Origin of the sequence: Pseudomonas sp. MG-9 (genome assembly GCF_018729515.1) — a bacterium.
GTDB lineage: Bacteria > Pseudomonadota > Gammaproteobacteria > Pseudomonadales > Pseudomonadaceae > Aquipseudomonas > Aquipseudomonas serboccidentalis.
This window is the reverse complement of record NZ_JAHHZH010000005.1, coordinates 299,227-324,873: the sequence shown is the minus strand read 5'-3', so window position 1 is coordinate 324,873 and position 25,647 is coordinate 299,227. Positions and strand designations below refer to the sequence as shown.

Sequence of the window (25,647 nt, the reverse complement as noted above, 5' to 3'; positions counted from 1 at the left end):
ACGGATGCTGAACAGTAACTTGCTTCGAAAGCTCGACATGCAGGACCTCATGGTATTTATCGCCGTGTATGAGCAGAGCAGCGTCACCGACGTCTCGGAAACGCTGTGCGTCAGCCAGTCCACCGTCAGCTATTGCCTGAAAAAATTGCGCACCAGTTTCGAAGATGAACTGTTCATCAACACTCGCACCGGCATGCGCCCCACCTACAAGGCCGGCACCATGTACGGCCACGTGCAAAAGATCCTCGAAAGCATCAACCTGTGCCACGCCGGCGCCCCGACGTTCGATCCGACCCGGCAAGCGGTGACCTTCAATATCTGTGCCCCGGAATATTTCGAGCAACTGGTGTTGCCGCGTCTGTTGAAGCGTTTCGACTTCGACGATTTGCCGGTGATGGTCAACATGCACAAGTTCGAGACCGACGTGCCCGCCGACGAACTGCGCGACGGCAGCCTCGATCTGGTGATCGGCTTCGGCCCCAACTTCCACCGCAGCCACACTGACCTCAAGTCGCGGATGTTGCTGGAGGACGATCTGGTCTGTGTCTTCGACAAACGCGCCACACCGCTGGAACCGCGCCTGAGTCTGCAGGCCTTCACCGAACGACGGCACGTGTTCCCGACACCGTGGACTTCCACCACCAACATGGTCGACGGCTGGCTGGCGCGTCAGGCGCAGAAACGGCAGATCGTCGCGCGCTCCAACAGCTACAGTGCGGCGTTGAAGATGATCACCGGCACTGACTTCATCCTCACCCTGCCCCGGCGTATCCAGCGCCTGCTGACCAATGAAGCGGTGTTCAATCACTGCGAGGCGCCGAACGGCCTGCCAGGGTTTACCCTCGACATGCAGTGGAGCCAGGCCGCCGATCAGGACAGCGCCAACGTCTGGCTGCGCGAACAGGTGATCAAGGTGTGCAGTGAGCTGGAAGCGGCCTGAGTCCTACACGCCGATGGCAGTTTTGGTGTAGGAATCGCGGTCGATATCGAGCAACTCAACGCACAACTGCACTTCAACCCCGCTCGGCCATTCGCACAGATCCTGCAACACCGCCAGCAGACTCTCCGAGAGCTGCTTCTTGATCTGTGGCGAACGACCGCTGAGCAGCGCGAGCTTCACGTGGACAAAGGCGCGCTCGCCCATACCGGTACCGACCTTGAAGCTCTCGATCTTCACCGCCCGGCTCTTGATATCGAACTCCGCTGCGAACTGACCGGAAGCCACCAGCGTGTTGTTGAGCCGGATCAACGCCACATCGGCGTTCAACTGCGGCAAGTTGGCGGTGTATTCCATGTGCAGGTGTGGCATGGCAGTGCTCCAGTCGGTCGGCAGAAAGGTCGTACATATACCACAGCACCGCCCTACTCTCCTGCGGGTTTTTCTGACGGTATCGAGGTTACCGTCTGACGCACTGCCAGGGTTTCCCAGAGCGCAACCAACACCACGATCGCCGTGGTCAGCGCCCCGAGCATCAGCGCCGAAAACCAGTGGTTCAACGCCAGTGGCAGCGCCAGCGTGAGCAACACCAGCCCGGCCACATGCGACAACGGCGGCAGCGGCCGGTCGGACATGACCCACTTGAACAGCGCATTGCCCAACAGAAACAGCCATGGTCCGCCCACGATCACCAGAATGCCGGCGTCACTGGCGTGATCCGGGTGCACCAGCACCAACTCGTCGGCCACTGCACTGACGATCACCCCGGCGACGATCAGCACATGCAGGTACGTGTAGGCGATTCGCGCCTGACGCCCGGGATCGCTCGAATGCGCGATGCGGTGATGCGCACGCTCGGCACCGCTGTCGAAGTACACCCACCACATGCCGATGCTGCCCAGCACCGCCACCAGAAACGCGATGACCCCGGTGACGCTCAGCGTCAGCTCGGCGAACGTCGCGCCGGTGACCAGCAATGATTCCCCCAAGGCAATGATCACAAACAGTGCGCAGCGTTCGGCCATGTGATTGCCTTCGACGTTCCAGTCGCTCAGCGACGAACGCCCCAGCCCCGGCACCCAGAAATACAGCGAAGGTGAAATCAGCTCGATCAGCAGCGCCAGCGCCCAACACAGCAGACGCTGCTGGCCTTCGAGAAACGCCCCCGCCATCCAGAACACCCCGGAGAACATCAGCCACGCCAGAATGCGCTGGAAATTGCGGGTCATGCCCAGTGATTCGCCGCGTACCGCCCAGATCGCGAACAGCGTGCGCCCGACCTGCATGAATACGAACGCCGAGGCAAACATCAGCCCGCGCTCGGTAAAGGCCTTGGGAATCGATGACGACAGCAACAGGCCGGCGATCATCAGCCCGAACAATCCGAGGCGGATCGGCAGTTTTTCCGGGTCGAGCCAGTTGGTGATCCACGAGGTGAAAATCCACACCCACCACACCGCGACCATCAGCAGCGCTACCCGCACTGCGCCGAGTATCGACAAATCCGCTAGCAGCGAATGCGACAACTGAGTCACGGCAAAAACGAACACCAGATCGAAAAACAGCTCGACCATGCCGACCTTGCCGCTGTCGAGACTGCCGCGCCCACGCAGCAACGAACGGGAAATGCTCATGGGACAGGTCTCCACCCGGGGATCATTGCCATTGAGCAAAGCAGCCCGGCCAGACGAACGCAACCCCCGTGTAGGAGTGAGCCTGCTCGCGATGAGGGCGTGTCAGTCACATCAATGTTGTCTGACCCAGCGCTTTCGCGAGCAGGCTCACTCCTACAGGAGATTGGTGTTGGGAATCAGGGTGCGGTCAGTGGCCGCTCACTCATGAACGCCTCAAGCCGCGAACGCAGCCAGCGCTCGGCCGGATCGCTGTCGACATGGCTGAGCCAGACCATCGACAGATCGAGCATCGGGGTCTTGAACGGAAACGGTTCCTTGAACAACCGGCCAGAGGCGGCCATGGCTTCGGCGGTGTAGTCCGGCAGGCTGGCGATCAGGTCGGTGCCGGCCAGCAACGCCGGTAACGCACTGTATTGCGGCACCGACAGCACCACATGCCGGGTGCGGCCGATTTCCGCCAGCCACTCATCGGCATAGCCGCTGATGTTGGCGGTGTGGGACACCAGCACGTGCGGGCGTGAGCAGTATTCATCGAGAGTCAGCGGCGAATCCGAGGCATCGGCGCGCAGGATGCTCGGCTGGATATGCCGCAGCAGTTTGCGCTTGGCATTGGCCGGCAGGCCTCGGGTCTGGCTGATGCCGACGGTGATGTCGCCGGCGGCCAGCAGGTCGGGGATGCGCCAGTAATCGACGTGCTGCACCACGAATACGACTTTCGGCGCCTCTTGGCGCAAGGCGCGCAACAGCGGTGGCAACAGACCGAACTCGACATCATCGGAAAGGCCGATGCGAAAGGTCATGTTGCTCACGGCAGGATCGAAATGATGGGTCAGGCTCAGCGCCACCGACAGCGAATCGAGGGCCGGCGAAAGATGCCGGAAGAGTTCCTCGGCGCGGGCGGTCGGCTCCATGCGATGGCCGACGCGGATGAACAAGGGATCGTTGAACATCGCGCGCAAGCGATTGAGCGCCGAACTGATGGTCGGCTGGCCGAGAAACAGCTTCTCCGCCGCCCGGGTCACGTTGCGTTCGAGCATCAAGGTTTCGAACACCACCATCAGGTTGATGTCGGCCTTGCGTAGTTCATTTCGATTCATCCATTGCCCCCCGATCCCCAGACTGCGGGCAGTGTATGAAGTCCCTGGGACTGGCGTCTATCAGACGATTGGCCGCTTGTTGAACAATTTCACTGCACCGTCAGTGTTTTCAATCCCAGGCCCATGACGCGTGCGTCGTCGTTGAAGCCGAGCTTTTTCGGACTGACGGCATCGGGCAGATGCAGCCGGACATTCAAATATTCCTCGGCGGCCGGCACCGTACTGAGCGGAATTTCCAGCCGATTGTCCTGTACCTGAGTCAGACGCGTCGAATACGCCTCCACGCCATTGATGCTGACGATCACCCGCTGGCTGAGATTCGGCGGCATGGCGAACGCTACGACATCGATCACGATCGCACGCGTCCCGGGCGCGACGCGCAGCAGCAGTTCCGCATCCTGCCCTTCGCTCCAGGTGCCCCATGCTTCCGGTGTGGACCAGCCTTTGACCAGTTGCCGGGTGCTGTGATTGAACGTCTGCACCAGCCCCGGCTGGCTCAACGGTATTGGCGACATCGCCCGGCCCTGATCGACCATCGCCAGGCATTGAGCGCAGTGTTTCCAGCCCGGCGCCAACACGACAAAGTCGTCGACTCGGGTCAACAGATCGGTATCGCTGTGAATGCTTTTTACCGCCAGCGCCAACGCGTCGTCATCGAGTATGTACAGGGAATCGGTGTCGTATTGACCGCTGGCAAGCTGGCTTTGCATCGTGCGTTGAAGCTTTTCCAGTGCCTTGGGGCTCGTACGCCCCAAGTAGGCCGCATCGGTTTTCAGCCCGTGGGTGGCGACGAAATCGGCAATCGCCTGCCATTGGTCCGGCTGATTTTTCGGTGTCACGGCACGGATGCTCTTGTAATGCGCCGCTGCACTGTCCCAGAACGGGTCATGCATCGGGCTGACCCAGACCGCAGCTTCCGGAACCATTTTCGCCGCTCTCAAACCGGCCCAGGCAATCCGCGTATCGGCGACTTGCACCAGCAGCGCCAACGTCAGCAACCCCATGGCAATACGCGGGCGATAGCCGCGCACCACCAGATAAGTGAGCAGTATCACGATGACGTAAAACACCGGCCAGAACATCCGTCCCGAGGCGCGAAAAATGTTCGAAAGCCCCACCACGAACTTCGGTAATGGATAACTGAAGGTCTGCAGGCCGACACCGATCTGGTTCGACAGCGCGAACAGCGTCAACCCGAGCATCGCCCAGAACAGCAACGGGCGACGGCTCAGCAGCGCCTTCAGCGAAATGCCGCTGCGGTACCCGCCGATCAAAGCCAATGGCACCAACAACAGCACGCCAAGCCCCAGATAATTGAAACCTTCGTAATCGCCGCCGGCCGTGGGAATGTCGGTCAGGACAAACGACCAACCGTCCGCATCCACCAGCGACAGCAGATTCATTCGATAGAAGCCGAAGCCACCGCTCACCGTGCCACCGGAAAGACTGAAATAACCCGCCTGCCAGCAACACACGCTCACCAGCGCGAACAAGCTGACCAGCTCAATCAGTACCTGACGGCGGCTCAGCTTGCCAGCCCACAGTTTGCCGAACAGATCCGCCACCCAGATCAGCGCTACCATGCCTAACAGGTAGGCGTGGACCAGCGCCGTCACGGCCAGCAGCGCGCCCCACGCCAGGCGCCGGCGCTGCAACACCGGGTGCAGCGCCAGATACAGCGCCGCGAGAATCAGGAAGTGCCCGACCAGCGAAAGATGCCCGCCGGTACGCAGAAACATCGGCGGCGAAAACACCAGGAGTCCGGCGCCGAGCAGGCGTAACACAGGGTTGTCGGTGATCAGGCCGAGCAGCTTCCAGGCAAACCAGGCTTGTAGAACGAAGCACAGCAACAACCACACGCCGAAGTACTGGAACGTCTCCGGCAGCCACCCGTTGAACGGTTTGAACAACAGCGCCAGCAGCGGATTGGAATCGGAAAAAATGATCGAGCTGCCCAGTTCCATCCCATAGGACGGGTTCAGCCCGAGGGGAAAGGTCCAGGGCGAATGGCGAAAGAACGCCCAGCCCAGGTAATGCGTCGCCGGATCACCGTCCTTGAGCCAGGCAATGTTTTGCGGGTCGAGGGCACGCGGGCCGATCACCAGAAAAAACGCCAGCGCCCCCAGCAGGATCGGCAACAGCGCCAAGGCCGGGTGCTTGTTCAAACCCTTCATCGATACGTCCAGAAGTTATGCAGCACGAAGGTGAACGCCGGAATGATCAGTGCCACGGCGCCGATGCCCAGTAAATAGTGCAGTCCGGCGATCTGCGCCGCCCACGCGACGAACATCGCCAACAGAAAACCGCCGCAGGACACCAGCATGAAGCGCGCCAACGTTCTGCCATGCAGCCGGGCGGAAAAACTCCAGGTGGTATTGATCACATAGGACACCACCGTCGCCACGGCAAATGCCACACCGTTGGCCAGCGGCGGTTGAGGCGCAACAAAATTGATGAACAGCACCGCCACCAGCGCATGCAGAGCGGTGACGAACAGACCGGTCACGGCAAAGCGCAAACCGCGCTGGATCAACGCTGATCGGTCGGCTGAGGTCACGGTTTGCGCGCCAGCACAAAGACGCTCAGGCCGGCCAGGCGGTTCATGCCCATCAGCGGCAACTCAAGGCTGCAGAGGGTTTTGAGCACGCCGTTGACCAACGGGTGATGGCGTTTGAGCTGAGACTGCGGCACTGCGGCCTGTGGCCCTTTGGGCAGCAAACGCAGCACCGCCGCGATCGGAAACACCGCACCGAAATAGTAGGCACCGCGCTGCACAGTCAAACCCGCGTCACGGGCCAGGGTTTCGAACTGCGGCAAGGTGTACCGGCGCTTGTGTTCGAGGAAATCGTCGTGCCCGCTCCAGAGGAACTGGAACGCTGGCACCGTCATCAGGAAACGGCTGCCGGACGGCACTTTATCGACATAAGCCTTGAGCAGGCCGAGGTCGTCGTCGACATGCTCCAGCACGTCCATCAGCAACACCAGATCCGCATCGATGGCGTCGATATCGCGGCGGTAATGCACCGGTTTGCCGACGGTGGTCGCGTCCGAATCAGCGGGGTAACTGATGTCAACACACCAGGCTTCCTGCGCAGCGGTTTGGGTGAGCAGATGATGGGAGAAAAAACCCGAGCCGGCACCCACGTCGAGAATCCGCGTGATCGGCGCATCGCCCAGCAAACGGCGGGTTGCAGCGGCCTTGGAGCAGTAATACCAATGCTCACCGATGCTGTCGCCGAGGATGTCGGTTTCCTTGAGATCCATGTTTCAGTCCTTGGGGTCGTAGACGCGACGCACCAGAAAAACCGGCCGGCGTTTGGATTCGATATAAGTGCGGCCCAGGTACTCGCCGAGCACGCCGATGCCAATCAGTTGCAGGCCACCGAGGAACGTCACGGCCACCATCAAGGAGGCATAACCGGGCATGTCCACGCCGTGGATCAGCGTGCGCAGCACGATAAAAATGGCGAAAGCAAAGGACACCAGCGAGACCAGCGCCCCGATGTAAGTCCAGATTCGCAGCGGTTCGGTGCTGAAACTGGTGATGCCTTCCAGGGCGAAATTCCACAGCCGCCAGCCGTTGAACTTGCTCTGCCCGGCCACACGCTCGGGCCGTTCGTAATCAACGTGGGTGGTACGAAACCCGACCCAGGCAAACAACCCCTTCATGAAACGTCGGGACTCGGGCAAGGTCAGCAAGGCATCGACCACGCAACGGTCCATCAGGCGGAAATCACCGACGTTTTCCGGCAGCGGTTGCTCGGCGATCTTGTTGTGCAGGCGATAGAACCAGTGCGCCGACGTCTGCTTGGCCCAGGTGTCGCTGCGGCGGCTGACGCGATGGCCGAGCACCACTTCATAGCCCTCGCGCCAACGCTCGATCATTTGCAGGATGACTTCGGGAGGGTCTTGCAGATCGGCGTCGATGGGGACGACGATCTGCCCGGTGGCGATCTGCAAACCCGCAGACAGCGCCGCCTCCTTACCGAAGTTGCGGCTCAGGTCGACGATGCGCAGACGCGCGTCGTGCCGCTGACGTTCCAGCAGCCGCTCAAGCGTGGCATCGGTGCTGCCGTCATTGACGAACACCAGCTCCAGCGCAATCGACGCCTGGGGCTGGAAGACTTCATCGATGCGCAGAATGAACGCAGCGAGACTGTCTTCCTCGTTAAAAACCGGGACAACCAGCGATAACGTGACCCGTGTAGCCTGTGCCGTTCCATGCTCAGTCAAGGGAGTGCTCTTTTTATAGTGTTTGTCGGTCGTCGAAGGGTTTTCGACGCCATGAGCCGTCCCGTATTAAGCAGTAGCGTCGATGGCCTTGCAAGGTGGAAATGGCGACATTCTGGCCAATCCAGCGGCCAATGCGTGCGCTCTAGCCCGCCCCCTTCAGAAATATCTGCCAACGATTGGAAACAAATGCCCGATAGCGAAAAAAACTCGCTCCGCTAGGCTTGCGTCGATGCGCCACACAGGTTGTCGCAAACACCATCGCAAGGAGCGAACTGAATGTATTTCGAGATCTACAGGCAATCCCGAGGCACCCCAAGCACCGGCAAAGGCCAATGGCGCTGGAGGCTACGAGCGGGGAACCACGAGACGATTGCCAGTGGCGAGTCGTATGTGAACAAGGCCGATTGCTTACATGTGATCGAGTTGATCAAGGGTGTGCAGGGCGAAACGCCGGTGAAGGAAATCTGATCCCGCCAGTCGATATAGCGCGGTTTCCTACAGCTTCTTCCTTTTTTGCCTGAACCACTGGCGAAGCACTTTTGCGCCCCTACGCTCTTCAGCGTATGGGGCCATCCAGCCCTGTTCCGCCACATAACATTCAACCCAAAAAAGGAGCCGCACCATGGCTAGAGACAAGGCGAAAGACGACAAGCACTTCAACTGCACCCAAACACACGAAGCCGATTACGTCGCCAGCCTCTATCCGCACGCCAAGGACGAAGTGAAAACCTTCCTGGCCTCGGCTTGCAAGGACAACACGCTGCGCAACTCGACGCACAAGGAAGTGTATGACTTGATCAAACAGAAGCTGGGGCACTCGCAGCCGTGAGTGACTGAGGCGGGTGCTTGATAAATCCGCAGAAACAAAAAAGCCCCGCAGCTTCTCAGCTACGGGGCTTTTTCTATGTATGGCGGAGAGATAGGGACCCTCCATACAACGATCAAAACCCCACATACCATTGACAACAGCAGCTCCCGCGGTCATTTTACGTACAATAAATACGTACAATCGATCACAGGAACATCAAATGGCAAACAACTTAGAGCTTCAAGGGGGCACCTATCACGTCAGGTTAGCCGTCCCCGTAGACGTACAAAAAGCATTCGGCGGACGTCGTGTGCTTTCTCAAACACTCATGACAGGTGTGCACCAAGAAGCAATGGATCGCAGGCTTCCCATTCTTGCGGCATGGAAAGGTCAAATCAAAATTGCACGTGAAGGCAAACCATTGCCTGAAGGCTGGCAGGACAATTTAGTTTCAGGACTGCTTGAACTGGAGTCCATGAAACGGAACCGAAAACTCAGCATCATCGGTGAACCGGCAACGCCATTGGCCGTCAGCGAATCAGAAGTCGAAGCGTTCAAGGCAGAGAATCCAGGGTTTGTCGCACTACTCGAAAGAATCATCGATCATGAGTGGGACAACGGTGTAGAAGGTGAATTGCGCATCCAAGAAGGATTGCATCGAGCATTCAGAAAAACAATTCAAAACGAATTCGCCTCAACGCATCGTCTGTCTTTTGACGAACACAAAGAATTGACCGGACTGATCAATAACCCGAAGTCATACACACGCAAATCCCCCATTACCAAAGCAAGGCTCGCAGCGTTCCGAACCTTTCGAGAAAACAGAAACATCGCTGCTAAAACGATTGATCAACAGCAGTCCAAATTGGAAAAGCTGTCGGCTTACCTCACACAAACAGCTAAACCGCTGGACTTCGATGCAATTTCGTCGTGGTTGGATTCAATCAATTTGGCGAGTAAGACCCTGTCACAATACCTATTGGCGGGGAATGTCTTCTGGAAATGGGCAATGAAGCACGACGCTCGTTGGCGGGTCGACTACAAGGACAGAGCCAACCCGTTTGAAGAACACGACCTGCCGAAAGTGAGGGGCAGGGATAGGGTAGATGCGCAACGTAAGGACTTCAGTTTGGATGACCTTACAAAGCTACACGCGGCAGCGGTTTCAGAAGGAATGCTGGCCCTCGCGGACCTGATCATACTTGGAACCTCCACAGGGGCCCGTATCGAAGAACTGTGCCAATTGAAGAAAGACAACGTGATCACCGTGGATAATGTTCTTAGCTTCGATATTACTGACAGCAAGACCAAAGCTGGAATTCGGGTCGTCCCAGTCCACCCTGGCATCATCGATCTTGTGAAGCGACTGATGAACGATTCGACTGATGAATACCTTATCGCTACCAAAAGTCGTAGCAAATATGGCATCCGATCAGACCCGATGGTGAAGGCCTTTGGCAGGTTGAAGACAGCCCAAGGGTTTGGTTCGGATCGTGTTTTTCACTCCATCCGGAAGACCGTTATTACCCAGCTTGTCAGGGCGAGCGTACCAGGCACTTTGATTGCTGAACTTGTTGGTCATGAAACTGGGCTAGTTACATTTGATGTGTATAGTCAGGGTGCATCCATGAGTCAGAAACTCGAGGCCATTTCGAAATTACCCACACTCACAATCGCCAGCCATTGAGCTCGCTCTGCCCCCCACTCGCTCGGGCCGCTCGTAATCAACGTGAGCGGTGCGAAAGCCGCCCCAGGCGAACAGGCCTACCATGAAGCGCCGGGACTCGGGCAAGGTCAGCAGAGTATCGACCACGCAGCGATCTATCCAGCGGAAATCACCTCCTTTTCCGGTAATGGCTGTTCGGCAATCTTGTTGTGCAAGCGATAGAATCAGTGGGCGAACGTCTGTTTGGCCCAAGTGGCGCTGCGGCGGCTGACGCGATGACCGAGCACCACTTCATAGCCCTCGCGCCAACGCTCGATCATTTGCAGAATGATTTCGGGCGGACCCTGCAGATCAGCGTCGATCGGCACCAAAATCTGCCCGCGGGCAACCTGCAAACCGGCGGACAGCGCGCCTCCTAGCCGAAGTTGCGGCTCAGATCGACGATGCGCAGCCGCGAACTGTGCTACTGACGCTCAAGCAGACGTTCGAAAGTGGCGTCCGCGCTGCCATCATGGATGAACACCAGTTCCAGATCGATCGAGACCTGAGCGTGGAAGACTTCATCAATGCGCAGGATGAAGGCATCGAGACTATCCTCCTCGTTAAAAACATGGACAACCAGCGATAACGCAACCCGTGTGGTCTGTGGCGTTCCGTGCTCAGTCAAGGGAATACCTTCTTATAGTGATTGTCGGTCGCCGAAGGGTATTCGGCGCCTTGAGCCGGCTCGTATTTAAAGCAATAACGTTGATAGCCTTACAGGGTGTAAATGACGGCATTTTGGCCAATCCAGATGCCAATGCACCGCTCTAACACGAACTCTTCGGATACATATGTCAACGATTGGAAACAAATGCCCGGTAGCGAAAAAACTCGTTCCGATAGGCTTGCGTCGATGCGCCGCACAGGTTGTCTCAAACACCATCGCAAGCAGCGAACTGAATATATTTCGAGACCTACAGGCAATCCCGAGGCCCCCTGAGCAGCGGTAAAGGCCGACGGCGATGGAGACTGGGGACGGGGAACCACGAGACAATTGCCAGTGGCAAGCCGTATGTGAACAAGGCCGACTACTTTCATATGACCGAGTTGATCAAGGGCACGGCGAAACGCCACTGAGAAAGATTTAGGACTGAAGGTGCTGCCTCTATGCTTAGTAGGCAGCACCTTCAGACCTAGATGCACAGACCTCACCCAACCTGAACTGCACCCATGCCCCTTCTGGGGTCGGCTCGCTTCCGCGGCCGACTTTACCAACGTGGAAAAGCTTGGCTCGAAGCTGGCCCGATTGCATCAAAACGTCCACGAGCCAGACAACGAAATGGACTGGTCACGCATACCAGGCGCTCGCTCGGCCAAGTAATCCAGCCCCATCGACAGCCCATGCCTGGTTTGAACGTTGATGTTTCCGTTCAGTCGCACGGTGTTCCGCTGTAAAGGCCGTCCGGCAATGGCAAAATCTTCGCCATGGGACTGGAACTGCATGTTCGTCTGGGTGGAAATATCCGAAAGGGCATGCTTCCAGGCTGCGCCGGTCTGGAAGTTCATCGTCACCTCCTCGCTGAGCTGAACAGGATAATTGACCCGTGCGCCCAGTGTGCCGGCATAGACCTCTTGAACTTCGCGTTTGCCTTTCAAAGAGAACAGCTCTTTTTTCTCGGAGAAACCGGAAAGGTCATGACGCGCATATGAGAGCCCGACGTAAGGCTCGGCACTCACTCGCCCCAAGTCCAAGTCGTAAGCCAGTTCTGTGGAGAGCTGCAGCGTGGTTCCATGGTAGTTGGCTTTAGGCGTCGAAACCTGATCTTTGTAATGAATCCGCCGCTTGGTAGAAACATCGTGCCACGCCACATTTGCACCCAGACTCGCAGTCCAGGCGTCATAGCGCTTGGCGCCATAGATCCCAAGGTCGTAGGTTTCAACATCGGCTGAGGCGAATGCTTGCGATATCGAGGTCTTGTGGTACCCACCGAACACACCAACGCTGATGTCCTCGATCTCCACGTCGGTTCCGAGAACGAAACCCTCGCTATTGCGGCTCAGGCTGGCAATACCACGGGTGCTTCGCGCCGAACCCTCGGAGCCGTACATGTGCCCCCAGGATCCGGCCCCCATCAAACCCCTGCGAGTTTCATACAAACGATGGGTGACCGACGCTTGAGTATGGGATGAGCCGTGATCCAGAACCGTGACAAGGGTGGGGTGAATATCTCCCGGCAGTGCCTTCGAAAACGCCATGAACTCGGAACGGGACATCCCCAGGACCACTCGATTTTCAAGAGTCAGTAGACCGGATTCGCCGTCGTTCAGAAGGTCTGCGCTGATGGGCCCAGAGGTTTGAGCAGCAGGCATGGCCGATTCTTCAGGTTGGGAGGGAGCCGTTACCGCTACGGCTTCAGGCTCAACAAAACTCGCGACCTCTACCACCGGCGCTTGCGTCCCCCTTGGAGCCTCTGGTTCGGCAGCTTGCTGCACGGTTACCGTTGGAGTTACCTGCGTTGCTACGACCGATGGAAGCAATTGTCCACAAGCGGCTTTGCCGTTCTCACCTGTGCACAGGTCGGCAGGTCTGACATCGTTACGCGACAGAGACAAAGCCACAGCGTTGAGACCATATTTCAAGCTGGGTTCAAGGAAAGAAAAATTCGACGTGACGTTATCGAAACGCCCTTCCACACCTTTCTCTGCCGACAGGACCTTGTATGTGGTTTCGAAGTTGTAATCACCCGCTTCGGCATCGACTTGAACCTCGCCGCCTCCGATGTACACAGTACCGCCCGCCTCGATGCGATCACTCAGAGACGCAGCATTGACCTCCACCTTATACATAGACCCCTTATTGAACGTCACGTCTCCCGACACCTTCAACGTCCCGATGGAGTTACCGGGGGCTACGGCCGCACCGTGCGCAAGCGTAATCGACCTGACCGCGCCCGAACCGTACACGAAGGCCCCCTCATTGACGTTGACATCGACAGCTGACAACTGCCCATTGAGCCCCAACCCGCCGTGGTTCACCTCAGCACGCCCATCCATGCTCAACTCGCCGGTCAGGTTCAATGAGCCGCTTCCCGCTTTTACGAGCGTACCGAAGCCATGGATTTGACTCTCGAATACCCGGTTGTCACTCCTGTTGAACTCCACGACCGAGTAATTATAGATGGGCTTATCTATCCACCCTCTGTCAGTGCCGTCGCCAATCTGCAAGACGCCTTCATTGACTTGCAGAGCCATGACATTACTGTTCCCGCTCAACATCAGCCGACCAGGGCCACTCTTCAGCAGCGGCCCGCCCGAGGCGTTGCCACTGTACGTCAGGATCGCATCTTTGTTCGCCACATCGATAGCCGCGCCACCTTTTCCCTCCTCGGCACCGATCAACAAGTCAGAGGTGAACGCTTGAGTATAGGTATTTGAATTGAGGTTCTCGGCAGCACTATCAAAGTACAGGACGCCGCCGTCGATACGAACTTCACGCGACAACGCGTCTGCGGCGTGCTGAAGGCTCAGGTCCAGAAGGCCGCCCTTGATATGGTGCCTGACCGTGTCATTTTCTTGTACAGCGGTCAGGTCGACAAACGCATCGAAATAAGCGTTGTATCTACGGCTTGGCGTGGATGCCCGGTTGACCAGAGGGGTCAAAGGCGTTTGCAAGTAATCCGTGTAGGCCTTTGCGAAAACCCTACTTGTATTGACACTCGGATGAAGGTCATCCTGAGTGAGGTATCGGTCTTGTTTGGCATCCTTACCAACCCTGCACTCAGCTACTGCGTTACACGATAATTTCGGATCTCCATCGAGACCATACAACTCCCCCTGCCCTACTATATGCCCAAGCATTTTAAATGTATCGAACAGTGTGACCGTAACCCCCGGCTGCTGTAACAACGCGCCTAGTACCATGGGCGTGGTTCTGGCATTGACATAGTCTGTTATAAGAGAAATGCTGGTGCTAGCACTTTTAGCGTCCTTCGTATTACCGAGATGAAGAACATTTTGTTCGCCTTTTTTCCAATTCAGCAGTGTCGGAGTCAACCTAATATCCGGGATATTTCCGAACAGAATATTTTTTGCACCTAGCTGCATGACATCGATAAGAAGTTTCTGCCTACCATCTGCAATTTCTTTCCTAGCAATGGCTGGCGATCTGGCACCGGTATAGCCCTGTTCAATAACGTCGTTACCACCGGCCATAACAATAGCTAAATCATTGACGCTAAAAACTCCTCCGCCTTCACTGAAACGTTTCGGCTGCTCCGTAATTTTATCTACTAACGCAATATTTCGGGCATCCATGCGATTGACCGTAAAATCTATCATTACCTCAGCTAAAAGTTTGGCAACAATTTTTTGCCAATACGGCAACCCATCAATGTATCCGTTCACCCCTTGGCGAGCAATGGCTTTATAAATATCCTTATTTGCACCAGGAAACGTCGAAGTCAGCTTACCACCGCCTTGCGCCATATTCACATGCCTGTCATTTTCTATAGGTTTTTTACCGGCCTTACTGACAACCTCCATTTTAATTTTATAATTTTGTGTGGGCGAAAAAGTGTCTGACCAGTACATAGGATTTGCATTTATGAACGACTCCCCCACTACTTGCTCCGCAAAATTACCAGCCCCCGGAGTAAAAGGCGCACCTAGCGGCAGCGTTGCAGAAGCTCCGTTAATAAGAAAATCTTTAGTAATATTGCCCACATCCAACTGGCTATCGCCAAACAATACAACGCGCGGATATTTTTCTTTAAAAACCGAATTGTTCGTCACGTCGGATTTCAACCGCACCTGATCTCCTGCCTTTGCCATGTCGTAAACGACACATAACGTGGACGATGTAATCAGTACAAACAACATACTAGCTTTGCTTTTCATATAGGCTCCTTTATTATTCTTATCGCTAAGTTGGCGCACTATTTCCTACTGATAAATTATCGTGAAGTTTGCCGTAGCCTTAGCTGGACCTGGGGTCACTTTGCTGTCGGTCTGCAGAAATCGAGCACGCAGAGGAATCGAATAGCTTGCCTCAGTGTTTCTCAGAGTGAGACCACTATCTTGGTCCTTTCCCAAGGGCAGCGGGCTGTCTTTGGTCGTCACGATCTGGACACCCACCCCCATTGCGGCACGCGTTCCAGCCGTCGAAGCAGAGGCGTCGAGACGCAGTACACCGTGACTCGCGTTGATCGCAGGCAAAGCTGGATCTATGCGGAACTTCAAGGTACTTTTACTCAACCCGTTAAAGGCAGGACAATTCGTTAACTCGATTGAAAAATCTTTCGAAGGTGTAGTGCTGCCGATATCGGTAAAGGCTCTGGTAGAGTACCCCCCCATGTTCACTTCTACAGGATTTGCCAAGCAGGTTTTGGATACAATCGAAACATTCGACTTAATTAAGAGCCTAAAAACTTGCAGCGTCACACCTGACTCAGAGTACATTATAACATTTGGAATATCGTTAATCCGACCTGACTTCACACTACCAACTTTCACCAACACAACTTTAAGACTCGGAAGATAAAACAACGCACACTGTGTTTTTATCTTGCAGGCATCACTCGTCTTAGCGTCCTCAAAATATCTCGACATCTTCAGCGTCTCTATCTGAAATATATCTTTGCCTATGGAGCTATTAATGAAAGCAACCCCCAGCCCATCCACATTGGTTTTGTAAATGTTTCTGTATCTTGGGAAATCACCAGGAACCTTGACGGAATCATTAGACGGCATAAAATATACGCTCACAGCCTCATCGGTCCTGTCAAACATGCACTCCAAACCAGGAGAGTTTCCACGATGTCTGTATTCCTGACTATAAACCTCGCTCCCCACCGCTACTTTGGGGCCGACATCAAGCTCCTGTACATTCAACACCATGTCGACTTGCATTATGTTACCCACCCTCTCACACTGCACGCGAGCCATAGCTCCATCGACCGCAGCGAAACCTACGACGAAAAACAATGTCGCCTTAATCCAAACTGAACGTCTCATGTCAAAATCCTCCGGACGTAAACCTTCGCATCGCTGAGCGCCCAATAAATACTGAGAATAAGCACGGGCTGATACATAACCAGAAACTTCCCAGTGATACTCCAGACGCCACACTGCCTCTGCCTTCAGAGGGCGGGACTACATGTGTTATTGCATTCGCGTGATACTCGCCGGGCTCGCATAAACATCGGCTCGGCACAGGGCGATCTCTTCAACTAGAAGCGCGCATTTCATAAAGGTATCTTTCGAGTATCAGCCGGAGCGCCGTCAGCCACCTGCTTGCCGGCTCCACAAACAGCGTCCAATTGTTGAAGCTGCTGCTCCTTGTCAGGTGCAGGGGGAATTACCAACGCACACTGTTGTTGGGCCTTGCTTCCCCAGTTGACCAGCAACTGCCGGGTCTCGGGCTTTATCCGCGCATACAATTGCCCGCCCTGTCCCACCGTACCCACCGAAATACCCTCGGCGTCCACCACGCTGGCACCGAATGGCAAACTGCTGCCATCGTCCAGACGTACATTGAGCAACACCGCACGCCCTTTGGTGGTGGTGTACTGCAGGTGCACCACGGCGCCGGAACGCGGAGCCACTTGCAGGCTGGTTTCGTTCAGATCCACATCCAGCGAGCTACCAATCGGATCAATGCCCACTTCATTGAGTTGATAAGGGCGCAGGTATGGCACCACGGCATTGCCGTTGCCATCCAGCTTGAGACCTGGATAGCCGGCTACCTTCGCCCCTTCGGCACCCGGCGCACTGACGATCGCCATGGTCTCGCCGCGATAGGGTGTCAGCGTTACGCCGCCGGAGTGGGCAACCAAACTGCCACTGGCTCCCAGCGACATACTGGTGTAGTTGGCACCACGCCCCAAGGAAGCATTTAGCGTGGACTGAGCGCCCGCGTACTGGCCGTTGACCGAAGCGCTTTTCGTGTGGCTCGCGCCATCGTGGCTGAAGTTCGCGCCATAACCGAATTGACGGTCTTCACCAGCGGAACCAGTGATCCCGACCTGCTGATCGAAATTGCCTTGTGCATCTCGGCCGATTTGAGCGGTCATTTGCGGACTGAAGACCGAAGCGCCAAACTCCAGCGGCATGCTCAACGTCAGCAAGAAGCTGTTTTGCATATCGCCCAGCCCCCTGCGACTACGGTTGGCGTTGACACTGAAGGCCAAATGGTCAAACTGTCTGCTGTAGCTGAGTTGGTACTGCACATCACTGCCTGGCAGGTTCCAGTAGTTCTGCGTGAAGCCACTTACCGCTAACTGCCCCCATGAGCCCAGGCTTTGGTCTGCAGTAACTGAAAAACGGCTGCGCGGGCGCCCGAACTGACTGACGTCCTCGCCGCTCCTCTCAGCATCCAGTAGTTGCACTGCATTGCTGAAGTCGAGATAGTCACGGGTGGAAAACCGATAGGCTGCCACCGAGAAGTTGCTGCCAGTGCTAAGAATGTTCTTGCTATAAGTCAGCCGCAGGCTCTGGCCTTTGGCGGTACCACTCGCCAACGTGGTCTGGGCATGAGTCATGTCCACGGCCATCGCGCCAATTGGGGTAGCAAAAGCCAAGCCCGATAGCACCGCTAGGTATTCTTCGCTTGACTGTACGCCTGCAAAGCCTGTGAACGTGTTGTTCAGGCCATATTGCAGCGAACCTTGCAGCAGACGAGCCTGTTCGTTGATGTAGTTGTCTCGGGTTTGACCCGCCGTCAGGCTGAAGCGCGCTGTACCAGGCCGCAGCAGCTGGCTGACCGATGCATAGGGAACGGTAAAGCTCTGCTCACTACCGTCCGCTTCGAGCACACTCACGTCCAGGTCGCCGCCGTACCCTGTGGCGTACAGGTCGTCGATGACGAAAGCGCCAGGGGCTACGGTGGTTTCCGTCAGCACATTGCCACCCTGGCGGATGACTACCCGCGCATTGGTCCGCGCGATACCGCGAATGACCGGCGCGTAGCCGCGCAAAGAGTCGGGCAACATACGATCATCACTGGCCAATTGCACCCCGCGGTATGACAACGTATCAAAGAGCTCACCGCTGGTGATGGACTCGCCAACCGTCAACTGGCTTTTCAATGCCGTGACATCGCGCTGGGCATAGCTGTTTAGCGCCTGGTAGTTATTTCCCTGACGGGATCGCCAGCTCATCGAACCATTATGACGCAGGCGCCAGTCCCCCAGATTGAGGCCAGCATTGAGCCCCAGGTAGGCAGAGTCGTAGTCGCCGTTGCGCGTATGGTTTCGATTGCTGTTGAAGTTGTAGCTAAGAAGGCCGGCAGTGACCCCGCGGTCCCACAACTCAGGGCTGACATAACCCCGTGCATTACGCTTGAGTGAAACTTGAGGGATGCTGAGTTCGAGCGTTTGATTCTCGGGCGAAAAACTCGCGGTGGCGCCTGGTACCAAACGCCCCAATGCCGGGCACCCCTCATTGTCGAGCGCCAGGACGGCCTCGGCCGCCAGCTTGGTCATTTCCAGGCCTTGACGCTCCAGCAGCTCTCGGCTCATGCAAACCACGGGGTTGCGACCATCGGGTTGAGCCTCGATACGGACGTCTTGACGAAAGCTCAACTGTCCGTTGAGTACCACGTCAGCGCGGTACACTCCCGGCATCACCGGATTACCTGCCTGGTAAGCACTGATATCCAGGTCGCGCGAGCCTTCGGGCAGGAATGCATCGTTGAACTGCACCTCCTGAGCCACCAAAAACGGTCCGTAGCAGGCGCCTACGCTGATGAATAGCCCCTTCAAGACCGAAGCCTTTAGCGGATTCAAGGCGAAGTGGGAGCGCTTCCCCGGCAGAGCCCCGGGAAGGGATGGCTTATGCATAAATGGCTCGCGCTTAAAATCGTTGAGGATTACTGAGAACTGAGCGCCCTGCGGACAGGAACCAGAGCGCCATAGTCATTGATGGCATTGAACTGGACGTGAGCGGCAGCTCCCGGCCGGGCCTTGAGTGCCGTCAGTGAAAACGTACGCGTCTCACCTGGTGCGATCATCCCGTCCTCGCTGCGTTCACGCTTACCACCTTCGACGAGCTCGAGCTCTATCAGCGAGACATGGAAGGCCGACGGATTGAACGCCTGCAGCCCCCACCCTTGGCCGTTTCGGCCAGGCACCACCTGCCATTGCACCTGTTCAATCGCCTCGCTGGCAGTACCCACCAATTTCTCAGGCCGGTAGAACAACTTGATCCGCGAGCGGAACGCCATCTGGAGGATATTCATGTCACCGCCATCCTGCGGCCTGGGCGGGATATCCAGGACGTTGAGCCAGAACACTGATTCCTTGTCCTGCGCCATCGCAGCGCCAGTGAACATCACCCGCAGCGTTTGCCCTTTACCAGGATCGATGCGCGCCACAGGAGGCGAGATCAGGAAAGGTGCCTTGGACTGCGTAGGCGTCGATTCGACATTGCCGGTATCCAGCCATGATTGGGTCAATGCAGGCTGTGTGCCCGCATTGTCGAGCTTGACCGTTATTTCCTTTTGGCCAGCCGGGTAGATCAGTCGGGTACCGGTGATCACCACACCCGCAGATACCTGAGCGGCTGGAAGTGCTGCCAAGCCCACAAAAAGCAGGCGCATAAGTAGAACTGAACGAATCATGGAATTGCCCCGTCGCCGCCAGGACATGCACACCTTAATAGCAAAGCGTACATGCCCCTCGTTGCAACTTACTTATAATCGATATTGTAAGTCACGGAACTCACCACCGTGCCGGGGCCGGTAGCCGCTTGCGCGAAGTATTGAACTGCATATGGCAGATTCGCTGACAGGCTCGTCTCATCAAGAGCAATATGACTGGTACTGGTAAGCTGCTCGCCGCTTCCTGCTTTAATCGGTTTGCCATTAGTCATATCAACCAACTGCAGTTGAACTTTGGTAGCACTACCAGAGTTCTTCAGGTTACCGTTGGCAGGGTCGACGGTACCGCCAGCCTGGAAGAACGCAGCCGCCGTCTTGAGGGCGGCAGAGCATTTGCTAAGCTGGATATTGAAAGCAGTCAGACCGGCTACCTTTCCAGGCTCAGCCAGCTCCGAAGTAGCAAGCGTCGGCAGGGTGACGGTCGAATTACCGCCGCCGCCCACCGAGACCTGGCAGGTCTCTGCCTTGAGCTCGCCGTTGAAGTTGATAGTGCCTTCCGCAGCCATTGCAGCGGAGGTGATGGTAGCAGCGACCAGCATGGCAAGAGCGCAAGCGGTATATTTCATGAAAATACTCCGAAACAACTACATTCATAATTTAAGTGGAGGCCTATTTAGCGGAGACACTCCTGTTCTGTTGCAGGCGCAATACTAGAGTTGCTCTAAAACGCATGGAATAGGAGCGCTCCTAAAAACAACAACTCGGCAATATTGGCAAAACAGCTCCCCACGCTCGACACTCGTCAATGTGTTCGCTCTTCAATAGGATTACTCCTAAAAATCCGACCAACTTAAACTTGATATTAGTTTTTTATAAATGATTGCCGAACGGCAGTAAGCGTCCGGCTAACTCACCTTGCGTAGGTCAGGCCGGCAACCACTGATGCGGCAGCAGTTGCCCGAACTCACTGGTCCGCTGCGTCGGCAGGCGCGTCAGCACATCTTTGAGATAGGCATATGGATCATGCCCATTCATGCGCGCCGATTGGATCAGCTCATGATTGCAGCCGGCCGTTTGCCACTGCGCAGCGACCCGGCAAACAACCAGTTTGAACGTCCGAGTGCCCATGGACGTATCTGGCTCCCAATCTGGTTGTTATCGATGGGCACAGCCCATCGTCAAGGTAGCGCGTCAGCGCTACCCAGCGTTTCAGACTGTAGTCGAGGGCTTTAGCTGCAGATGAACCGTTGGGCACCAAGTCGCGCTGGCCCAACATCCATTCATGCAGTGTTTTGATGATCGGTACCGCCATTTCCTGACGTATTCGCCAACGATCCTCATCACTCGTGCCCCGTGCTAGGCGTTCGACCTCGTACGAGTCGCTGATCGAGTGCAGCGCTTGTTCGGCTAGCTTTATTTTGTTCGCCACGTGCAGATCGAAAAACTTGCGACGGGCGTGATCCATACAGCCTATTTCAGTGATGCCTTGCTCAAAACCGGCTCTGTATCCAGCGAAGTCGTCGCAGACCAGCTTGCCGTTCCAATCACCCAAGAAGTTACGTGCATGTTCGCCAGCACGGCTTGGGCTGAAGTTACTCACCATTGCTTTGAGCGCCGAAGACGGCGTAGTGCTGTAGGCCCCACTTAGGCTCGGTGGGTTTTCTTCTCGCCCGGCGCAAACATTTGCACGGGTATTTCATCGGCGTAAATCACGCCCTTGGCTCAGCACCTCTTCACGCAGTGCATCGACTAGCGGCTGGAGCCGCACGCCGGTTTGGCCGATCCGCTGAGCCAAGGTCGAGCGAGCAGTTTCCAGCCCGGCGCGGCCAAAGATTTTCTCCTACCGGCACAGCGGCAAGTGATCGGCAAACTTGGTCACCATGACGTGGGCCAACAAGCCTGTGGTCGGGATACCTTTTTCGATAACCTGTGCCTACACCGGCTCCTGGATCAGTATTTCGCACTGACGGCAGGCCCATTTACCACGTACGTGTTGCTCTACGGTAAACACGCCCGGCGTGTAATCCAGCTTCTCGCTGACGTCTTCGCCGATGCATTGAAGTTGGCAGCTACAGGCGCATTGGGTGCTTTCTGGTTCGTGACGAATCACCGTGCGTGGAAACGGCGACGGCAATCGCGCACGCTTGGGGGATTGCCGTGGTTCGGCCTTTGGCGCAGTGGGGAGGAGCTGTTTTAGCTCGGCCTCGATAGCTTCAAGGTCTGTGTCGAACAGGTCATCCAGCAAGCTGCTTTGTGCCGGGTTGATTTACTTGCTGCGCTTGTCAAGCTTGTGCCGTGTGAGAAGGGCAATTTCGAAGGTGAGCTGTTCAATGACGGTTTGATCGGTCTGGATCTTCCTCCTCGCCTCGCCCTTGGACAACTGCAACGACTGTGCCGCCAAGGCACGAAGCTGTTCCGGGGTCATCTGATCGAGGCTAGGCGAGGAAGTCATGCCGCCGATTGTGCCAGAGCAGGCACGGGACGACGACACGTAGACTGGCCTGGAGTTGTTCGCTGTCCTGTTCGACCTCGCAGCCATATCGAATGCCTAGCCAGTGGAACTTTCCTTGATTTAGTCGCCGCGCTGCGAGCCAGATCCCGACACCGTCTTGCACCAGCACTTTTATTCGGTTAGCCCGGCGATTGGCGAACAGATAAGCGCAGTGCGGCTTCGCCGCACCAAACACCGCGATCACCCGGGCCAATGCCGCCTCGGTGCCGGCGCGCATGTCCATAGGCTCGGTGGCCAGCCAGATCGCATCGATGCGGATCATTGAGCTACAGCCCGAATAAATTGCGCGCAGCCCTCGGAATCTGAGCTTGGTCATTTCACCGTAATCACTTGCCCAGCCATGGGCAAGTGATCACTGACGCTTCGGCGGGTCGATTAGGTGCGGCTTTTAGCGGAACGAATGCCGGTAGTGAAGCTGCTGCGGGCGGGTCTCGATAGAGCAGCATCCATTTACGGATAACGTTGGAATTAGTGCCGTGGCTGATGGCGGCACTGGACACAGTTGCTCCAGGTTGTAGGCATTCCTGAACGACTTGGGCTTTGAAAGGTTTCGGATAAGGGCTTCGTTGGCGCATGGAAATCCTGGCGATAAGGCTTATCGCGCCGCTTTAAAATACGCCGACACCATCGTCCTTAAATCTGGAGCTCGGAGGGTGAGTTCGCCGGACGCTTAAGAGCGGCGGTCGTGAAAAGCCAATACAGGTGAGAAACGGGCGCTGCCCTCGATATGACGAGTTGCGCATCAGTACTCTTCATCGCCGGCACTTACAACGCATGAGTCATGCGCAAGCCTGCCTCGACGCCTCTAAGGGGCAGGCATGTTTCCAGGCGCCTGTGCGGCGTGGCACAGCTCGGTCCACTGCATGAGCAGCATACGAAGTGGCAGTGCGAGGGCCTCAGCAGGCCAATCGGTGCTGCCTTTCAACAATCGGTCGATTGCCTCGAGGGCGAGGGTAAGGCGCGCGAAGTCTTCCGACTGCGCCAAGCGCCATTGATGCAGGACCTGTGAAGCCCGGCTGTTGTCATGCATCGCCAACGCTTCGACGAGGTTGTTGATATGCGTGCGCAACTCGGAGTTGAGCAATGTACTTTCGAACGTTTCGGCGTGAGTGGGCAGCTCGGGCGTCAGCGGCACATTGCACCACAGCGCGATGATTTGTTCCAGCTGGTTTGACTGGACGGGCTTGATCAGCAGGCCGTCCACCCCTGCATCGAAACAGTGTTCCTGGCCGTCATGCCCGGTAGCCCCCCCCAAGGCGATGAGGGGAAGGTACGGTCGCTGCCGTTGATGCTGCCATTCGCGAAACGCCTCGGCCAGGCGTACGGCGCCACCGTCCAACGAGTCCCAGTCCAGCAACGCCAGCCTAAACGCGTTCTCACGAAATAGCGACAATCCCTGTTCTGCATCGTCCGCCACCAAGGTTTCGCACCCTAAGCGCAGGAGTAGCTCGACCAACGCCTGCCGCTGTAAGGTCGGTTTCTTGACCAGCAATACCCGCACGCCACGGGGCGGCACGATGTTCATCGCCAAAGCCTGCATCTGTTCGCTGTTGCGGACAGTATCGACACGCGGAGCGAGCACCAGCGGCAGTATCATGTCTATCCGAGTACCCTTCCCCAGCTTGCTGGCCAGTACTAATTGGCCTTGCATCAGGCTTACCAGCCGCCGACAAAGCACCAGACCCAGTCTCGTGCCCCCCATGCGCCTGGACGAATGCTTGAAGCGCCAGGACGGTCGAAACAGCGAGCGCTGTGCCTGCCTGGACAGCCCCACGCCTGTATCAATGACACGAACACTTACCTGCTCGACTTCACCCGTACCGCCCAACCTATGCAACTGCACCTGGACGCTTCCGCACTCGGTGTACTTGATTGCATTGGCAATCAGGTGTCGTACCACCTGGGCGACACGGCGATGGTCCAGCATCAAACACGGCAACTGGCGGTCGCCGGTCAGTGTCAGGTCAAGGCCCTTTTCCTCGGCAGACTCCCGATACCCCTCGACCACCGCCTCGGTAAGTGCCAAAAGGTCCGTAGGCTCTGGGTCAAGCTGAAGCTTTCCGGCCTCCATCTTGGAGATATCAAGCACATCATCCACTAGGCGCAATAAGGTATGGGCACCACTGATGGCGAGGTTGGCGAGGTTGCGCTGGTGCTCATCAAGCGGCGTTTGCTGCAGCAATTCCATCGCAGCCAGCACTGCATTCAAGGGCGATCGCACTTCGTGACTCATCACCGCCAGGAACATCGCTTTATCCCGCTCGCCCTGTGTGGCACGTATACGTAGAACCCGGCTTTGCCAGACCAACATCAGCAGCAATAGCGTGATGGTCAGCAGAAGCCACAACTCCGATTCGTAATGCTCGGTAATGGCTTGAATCGTCGGAATATCAACATCCAGCCCGGCCAGCCATTCTTCGTAAATCCGCTTGCGCTCATCTGTATTGATGGAGGCCAGCACCTTCTCCAGAATGGAAAACAGTATGACATCGGTGTCACGTACGGCCATGCTCACCCCTCTGTGCAACGAAGGAACCACGCCGGAAATCTGCAATACGCCTTTGTATTGACGTGACAAGTAGGGAATAACCAACCACTCGGAGGCAATGGCGGCATCGGCGCCTCCGCGACTAACCATCGCCAGCATGTCCTCCGCGTTTTTAGCACTGATCACCGTTACATCACTAATTTGGCTGTTCAGAAACGGGGCATAGCCTTCACGGCCAAGCATGACCAGTCGCTTGCCGGTCAAATGTTCCAGATCCACAAAAGGATGGTCGGAAAAGCGACTGACGAGGATGGTCGAACTGGTGTTATAGGGTTGTGTGTAGAGCATCCCCCGGTCCGCCAAGGGATCGACAGACCTGCGGCGTGTGGACAAGACATCCACTTCCCCACTGAGCAGCATGTCTTTTCGGGCGCTGCGGGTAGTGGTATTCACCGGTTCGAACTGCAACCCGGTACGCCGCGCGATCAGTTGCAGATATTTGGCTGACAGTCCTCGCAGCTCGCCACCTCTCATGTATTCGAATGGCTGAAGGTCGTCGAAGACCCCGACCCTCAGCACTGGATGGGCCGCAATCCAGTCCCGCTCCTGCTGACTCAGAGTCATTGGCAGCGGGTCGACCTCCGCATTCGCGCCACCAGCCAACGCCAGCGCAAGCATCCCCAGGAACCGCATGT

22 protein-coding genes and 4 pseudogenes are annotated in these 25,647 nt (G+C 56.6%); 6 read left to right on the top strand and 20 right to left on the bottom strand.

What is annotated here, in order from left to right:
- Positions 1 to 4: 4 nt before the first annotated feature.
- The gene (locus tag KKQ10_RS15325) at positions 5 to 940 is read left to right on the top strand and encodes a LysR family transcriptional regulator (protein WP_215501576.1); all 936 of its coding nucleotides are present in this window, start codon (positions 5 to 7) and stop codon (positions 938 to 940) included.
- 3 nt (positions 941 to 943) lie between these two features.
- Here the strand turns inward: KKQ10_RS15325 and KKQ10_RS15320 are convergent, their stop codons facing one another.
- From KKQ10_RS15320 to KKQ10_RS15290, 7 genes are all read right to left on the bottom strand, one after another.
- On the bottom strand, positions 944 to 1,309 hold the full coding sequence (locus tag KKQ10_RS15320) for a 5-carboxymethyl-2-hydroxymuconate Delta-isomerase (RefSeq protein ID WP_215501575.1): 366 nt from the start codon (positions 1,307 to 1,309) through the stop codon (positions 944 to 946).
- Between the two features lie 53 nt (positions 1,310 to 1,362).
- Entirely contained in the window at positions 1,363 to 2,571 is a 1,209-nt protein-coding gene (locus KKQ10_RS15315) for a low temperature requirement protein A (protein ID WP_215501574.1), read from the bottom strand.
- A gap of 176 nt (positions 2,572 to 2,747) precedes the next feature.
- A complete protein-coding gene (locus KKQ10_RS15310; protein WP_215501573.1) occupies positions 2,748 to 3,668 on the bottom strand; it encodes a LysR substrate-binding domain-containing protein in 921 nt (306 codons plus the stop codon).
- Between the two features lie 89 nt (positions 3,669 to 3,757).
- Complete coding sequence (locus KKQ10_RS15305; RefSeq protein WP_215501572.1) at positions 3,758 to 5,842, bottom strand: DUF6311 domain-containing protein; 2,085 nt, start codon at positions 5,840 to 5,842, stop codon at positions 3,758 to 3,760.
- Positions 5,839 to 6,225, bottom strand: coding sequence for a GtrA family protein (locus KKQ10_RS15300; RefSeq protein WP_215501571.1), 387 nt, complete (start codon positions 6,223 to 6,225; stop codon positions 5,839 to 5,841). Before KKQ10_RS15300 ends, KKQ10_RS15305 begins: the two co-directional genes overlap by 4 nt.
- Positions 6,222 to 6,932, bottom strand: a complete 711-nt coding sequence (locus tag KKQ10_RS15295) for a class I SAM-dependent methyltransferase (protein ID WP_215501570.1) — start codon at positions 6,930 to 6,932, stop codon at positions 6,222 to 6,224. The genes KKQ10_RS15300 and KKQ10_RS15295 overlap by 4 nt, the downstream gene beginning before the upstream one ends.
- Before the next feature lie 3 nt (positions 6,933 to 6,935).
- On the bottom strand, positions 6,936 to 7,901 hold the full coding sequence (locus KKQ10_RS15290; protein ID WP_215501569.1) for a glycosyltransferase family 2 protein: 966 nt from the start codon (positions 7,899 to 7,901) through the stop codon (positions 6,936 to 6,938).
- A gap of 276 nt (positions 7,902 to 8,177) precedes the next feature.
- Here KKQ10_RS15290 and KKQ10_RS15285 point away from each other — a divergent pair, with 276 nt between their 5' ends.
- From KKQ10_RS15285 to KKQ10_RS28780, 3 genes and pseudogenes are all read left to right on the top strand, one after another.
- Positions 8,178 to 8,369: a YegP family protein gene (locus KKQ10_RS15285; protein WP_007963291.1), complete on the top strand. Its 192-nt coding sequence runs from the start codon at positions 8,178 to 8,180 to the stop codon at positions 8,367 to 8,369.
- 154 nt (positions 8,370 to 8,523) lie between these two features.
- Entirely contained in the window at positions 8,524 to 8,730 is a 207-nt protein-coding gene (locus KKQ10_RS15280; protein ID WP_047598090.1) for a hypothetical protein, read from the top strand.
- Positions 8,731 to 8,929: 199 nt separating this feature from the next.
- Positions 8,930 to 9,097 (top strand): annotated as a pseudogene (locus KKQ10_RS28780) (DUF6538 domain-containing protein); the annotation flags it as partial.
- A gap of 653 nt (positions 9,098 to 9,750) precedes the next feature.
- Here the strand turns inward: KKQ10_RS28780 and KKQ10_RS28775 are convergent.
- Positions 9,751 to 9,837: pseudogene (locus KKQ10_RS28775) on the bottom strand (hypothetical protein); the annotation flags it as partial.
- A gap of 46 nt (positions 9,838 to 9,883) precedes the next feature.
- Here KKQ10_RS28775 and KKQ10_RS28770 point away from each other — a divergent pair.
- On the top strand, positions 9,884 to 10,396 hold the full coding sequence (locus KKQ10_RS28770; RefSeq protein ID WP_502941610.1) for a tyrosine-type recombinase/integrase: 513 nt from the start codon (positions 9,884 to 9,886) through the stop codon (positions 10,394 to 10,396).
- Here the strand turns inward: KKQ10_RS28770 and KKQ10_RS28655 are convergent.
- Positions 10,380 to 11,042 (bottom strand): annotated as a pseudogene (locus tag KKQ10_RS28655) (glycosyltransferase family 2 protein); the annotation flags it as partial. The gene KKQ10_RS28770 and the pseudogene KKQ10_RS28655 overlap by 17 nt on opposite strands.
- A gap of 275 nt (positions 11,043 to 11,317) precedes the next feature.
- Between KKQ10_RS28655 and KKQ10_RS28650 the strand changes: the two are divergent.
- Positions 11,318 to 11,494, top strand: a complete 177-nt coding sequence (locus KKQ10_RS28650; RefSeq protein WP_502941609.1) for a DUF1508 domain-containing protein — start codon at positions 11,318 to 11,320, stop codon at positions 11,492 to 11,494.
- Between the two features lie 174 nt (positions 11,495 to 11,668).
- Here KKQ10_RS28650 and KKQ10_RS15260 read toward each other — a convergent pair whose 3' ends face one another.
- The 11 genes and pseudogenes from KKQ10_RS15260 to KKQ10_RS15220 all read right to left on the bottom strand — a co-directional run bounded on the left by KKQ10_RS15260 (position 11,669) and on the right by KKQ10_RS15220 (position 25,645).
- The gene (locus tag KKQ10_RS15260; protein WP_215501567.1) at positions 11,669 to 15,253 is read right to left on the bottom strand and encodes an autotransporter domain-containing protein; all 3,585 of its coding nucleotides are present in this window, start codon (positions 15,251 to 15,253) and stop codon (positions 11,669 to 11,671) included.
- Positions 15,254 to 15,298: 45 nt separating this feature from the next.
- On the bottom strand, positions 15,299 to 16,369 hold the full coding sequence (locus KKQ10_RS15255; protein WP_215501566.1) for a fimbrial protein: 1,071 nt from the start codon (positions 16,367 to 16,369) through the stop codon (positions 15,299 to 15,301).
- Positions 16,370 to 16,599: 230 nt separating this feature from the next.
- Entirely contained in the window at positions 16,600 to 19,194 is a 2,595-nt protein-coding gene (locus tag KKQ10_RS15250) for a fimbria/pilus outer membrane usher protein (RefSeq protein ID WP_215501565.1), read from the bottom strand.
- A gap of 29 nt (positions 19,195 to 19,223) precedes the next feature.
- Positions 19,224 to 19,973: a fimbrial biogenesis chaperone gene (locus tag KKQ10_RS15245; protein WP_215501564.1), complete on the bottom strand. Its 750-nt coding sequence runs from the start codon at positions 19,971 to 19,973 to the stop codon at positions 19,224 to 19,226.
- A gap of 68 nt (positions 19,974 to 20,041) precedes the next feature.
- Positions 20,042 to 20,578 (bottom strand): fimbrial protein, encoded by a 537-nt coding sequence (locus tag KKQ10_RS15240; protein WP_215501563.1) that lies wholly within the window; start codon positions 20,576 to 20,578, stop codon positions 20,042 to 20,044.
- A gap of 298 nt (positions 20,579 to 20,876) precedes the next feature.
- The gene (locus KKQ10_RS28645; protein WP_353844745.1) at positions 20,877 to 20,987 is read right to left on the bottom strand and encodes a transposase domain-containing protein; all 111 of its coding nucleotides are present in this window, start codon (positions 20,985 to 20,987) and stop codon (positions 20,877 to 20,879) included.
- Positions 20,988 to 21,001: 14 nt separating this feature from the next.
- A pseudogene (gene tnpC / locus KKQ10_RS28640) lies at positions 21,002 to 21,747 on the bottom strand (IS66 family transposase).
- Positions 21,748 to 21,885: 138 nt separating this feature from the next.
- Positions 21,886 to 22,062 carry an IS66 family transposase zinc-finger binding domain-containing protein gene (locus KKQ10_RS28635; RefSeq protein ID WP_353844749.1) on the bottom strand — a complete coding sequence of 59 codons (177 nt, stop codon included), beginning with the start codon at positions 22,060 to 22,062 and terminating at the stop codon, positions 21,886 to 21,888.
- Positions 22,063 to 22,387: 325 nt separating this feature from the next.
- Entirely contained in the window at positions 22,388 to 22,726 is a 339-nt protein-coding gene (tnpB, locus tag KKQ10_RS28400; protein ID WP_252191620.1) for an IS66 family insertion sequence element accessory protein TnpB, read from the bottom strand.
- A 64-nt stretch (positions 22,727 to 22,790) separates the two neighbouring features.
- Entirely contained in the window at positions 22,791 to 23,039 is a 249-nt protein-coding gene (locus KKQ10_RS28630) for a transposase (protein ID WP_215501562.1), read from the bottom strand.
- A 230-nt stretch (positions 23,040 to 23,269) separates the two neighbouring features.
- Positions 23,270 to 25,645: an ATP-binding protein gene (locus KKQ10_RS15220; RefSeq protein ID WP_215501702.1), complete on the bottom strand. Its 2,376-nt coding sequence runs from the start codon at positions 25,643 to 25,645 to the stop codon at positions 23,270 to 23,272.
- Positions 25,646 to 25,647: the final 2 nt, after the last annotated feature.

What these genes read in the sequence shown, in the direction of transcription:
- KKQ10_RS15325 (WP_215501576.1), top strand. Translation starts at nt 5, where the DNA reads ATGCTGAACAGTAACTTGCTTCGAAAGCTCGACATGCAGGACCTCATG.
- KKQ10_RS15320 (WP_215501575.1), bottom strand. Translation starts at nt 1,309, where the DNA reads ATGCCACACCTGCACATGGAATACACCGCCAACTTGCCGCAGTTGAAC.
- KKQ10_RS15315 (WP_215501574.1), bottom strand. Translation starts at nt 2,571, where the DNA reads ATGAGCATTTCCCGTTCGTTGCTGCGTGGGCGCGGCAGTCTCGACAGC.
- KKQ10_RS15310 (WP_215501573.1), bottom strand. Translation starts at nt 3,668, where the DNA reads ATGAATCGAAATGAACTACGCAAGGCCGACATCAACCTGATGGTGGTG.
- KKQ10_RS15305 (WP_215501572.1), bottom strand. Translation starts at nt 5,842, where the DNA reads ATGAAGGGTTTGAACAAGCACCCGGCCTTGGCGCTGTTGCCGATCCTG.
- KKQ10_RS15295 (WP_215501570.1), bottom strand. Translation starts at nt 6,932, where the DNA reads ATGGATCTCAAGGAAACCGACATCCTCGGCGACAGCATCGGTGAGCAT.
- KKQ10_RS15285 (WP_007963291.1), top strand. Translation starts at nt 8,178, where the DNA reads ATGTATTTCGAGATCTACAGGCAATCCCGAGGCACCCCAAGCACCGGC.
- KKQ10_RS15280 (WP_047598090.1), top strand. Translation starts at nt 8,524, where the DNA reads ATGGCTAGAGACAAGGCGAAAGACGACAAGCACTTCAACTGCACCCAA.
- KKQ10_RS28770 (WP_502941610.1), top strand. Translation starts at nt 9,884, where the DNA reads ATGCTGGCCCTCGCGGACCTGATCATACTTGGAACCTCCACAGGGGCC.
- KKQ10_RS15260 (WP_215501567.1), bottom strand. Translation starts at nt 15,253, where the DNA reads ATGAAAAGCAAAGCTAGTATGTTGTTTGTACTGATTACATCGTCCACG.
- KKQ10_RS15255 (WP_215501566.1), bottom strand. Translation starts at nt 16,369, where the DNA reads ATGAGACGTTCAGTTTGGATTAAGGCGACATTGTTTTTCGTCGTAGGT.
- KKQ10_RS15250 (WP_215501565.1), bottom strand. Translation starts at nt 19,194, where the DNA reads ATGCATAAGCCATCCCTTCCCGGGGCTCTGCCGGGGAAGCGCTCCCAC.
- KKQ10_RS15245 (WP_215501564.1), bottom strand. Translation starts at nt 19,973, where the DNA reads ATGATTCGTTCAGTTCTACTTATGCGCCTGCTTTTTGTGGGCTTGGCA.
- KKQ10_RS15240 (WP_215501563.1), bottom strand. Translation starts at nt 20,578, where the DNA reads ATGAAATATACCGCTTGCGCTCTTGCCATGCTGGTCGCTGCTACCATC.
- KKQ10_RS28645 (WP_353844745.1), bottom strand. Translation starts at nt 20,987, where the DNA reads ATGAATGGGCATGATCCATATGCCTATCTCAAAGATGTGCTGACGCGC.
- tnpB (WP_252191620.1), bottom strand. Translation starts at nt 22,726, where the DNA reads ATGATCCGCATCGATGCGATCTGGCTGGCCACCGAGCCTATGGACATG.
- KKQ10_RS28630 (WP_215501562.1), bottom strand. Translation starts at nt 23,039, where the DNA reads ATGCGCCAACGAAGCCCTTATCCGAAACCTTTCAAAGCCCAAGTCGTT.
- KKQ10_RS15220 (WP_215501702.1), bottom strand. Translation starts at nt 25,645, where the DNA reads ATGCGGTTCCTGGGGATGCTTGCGCTGGCGTTGGCTGGTGGCGCGAAT.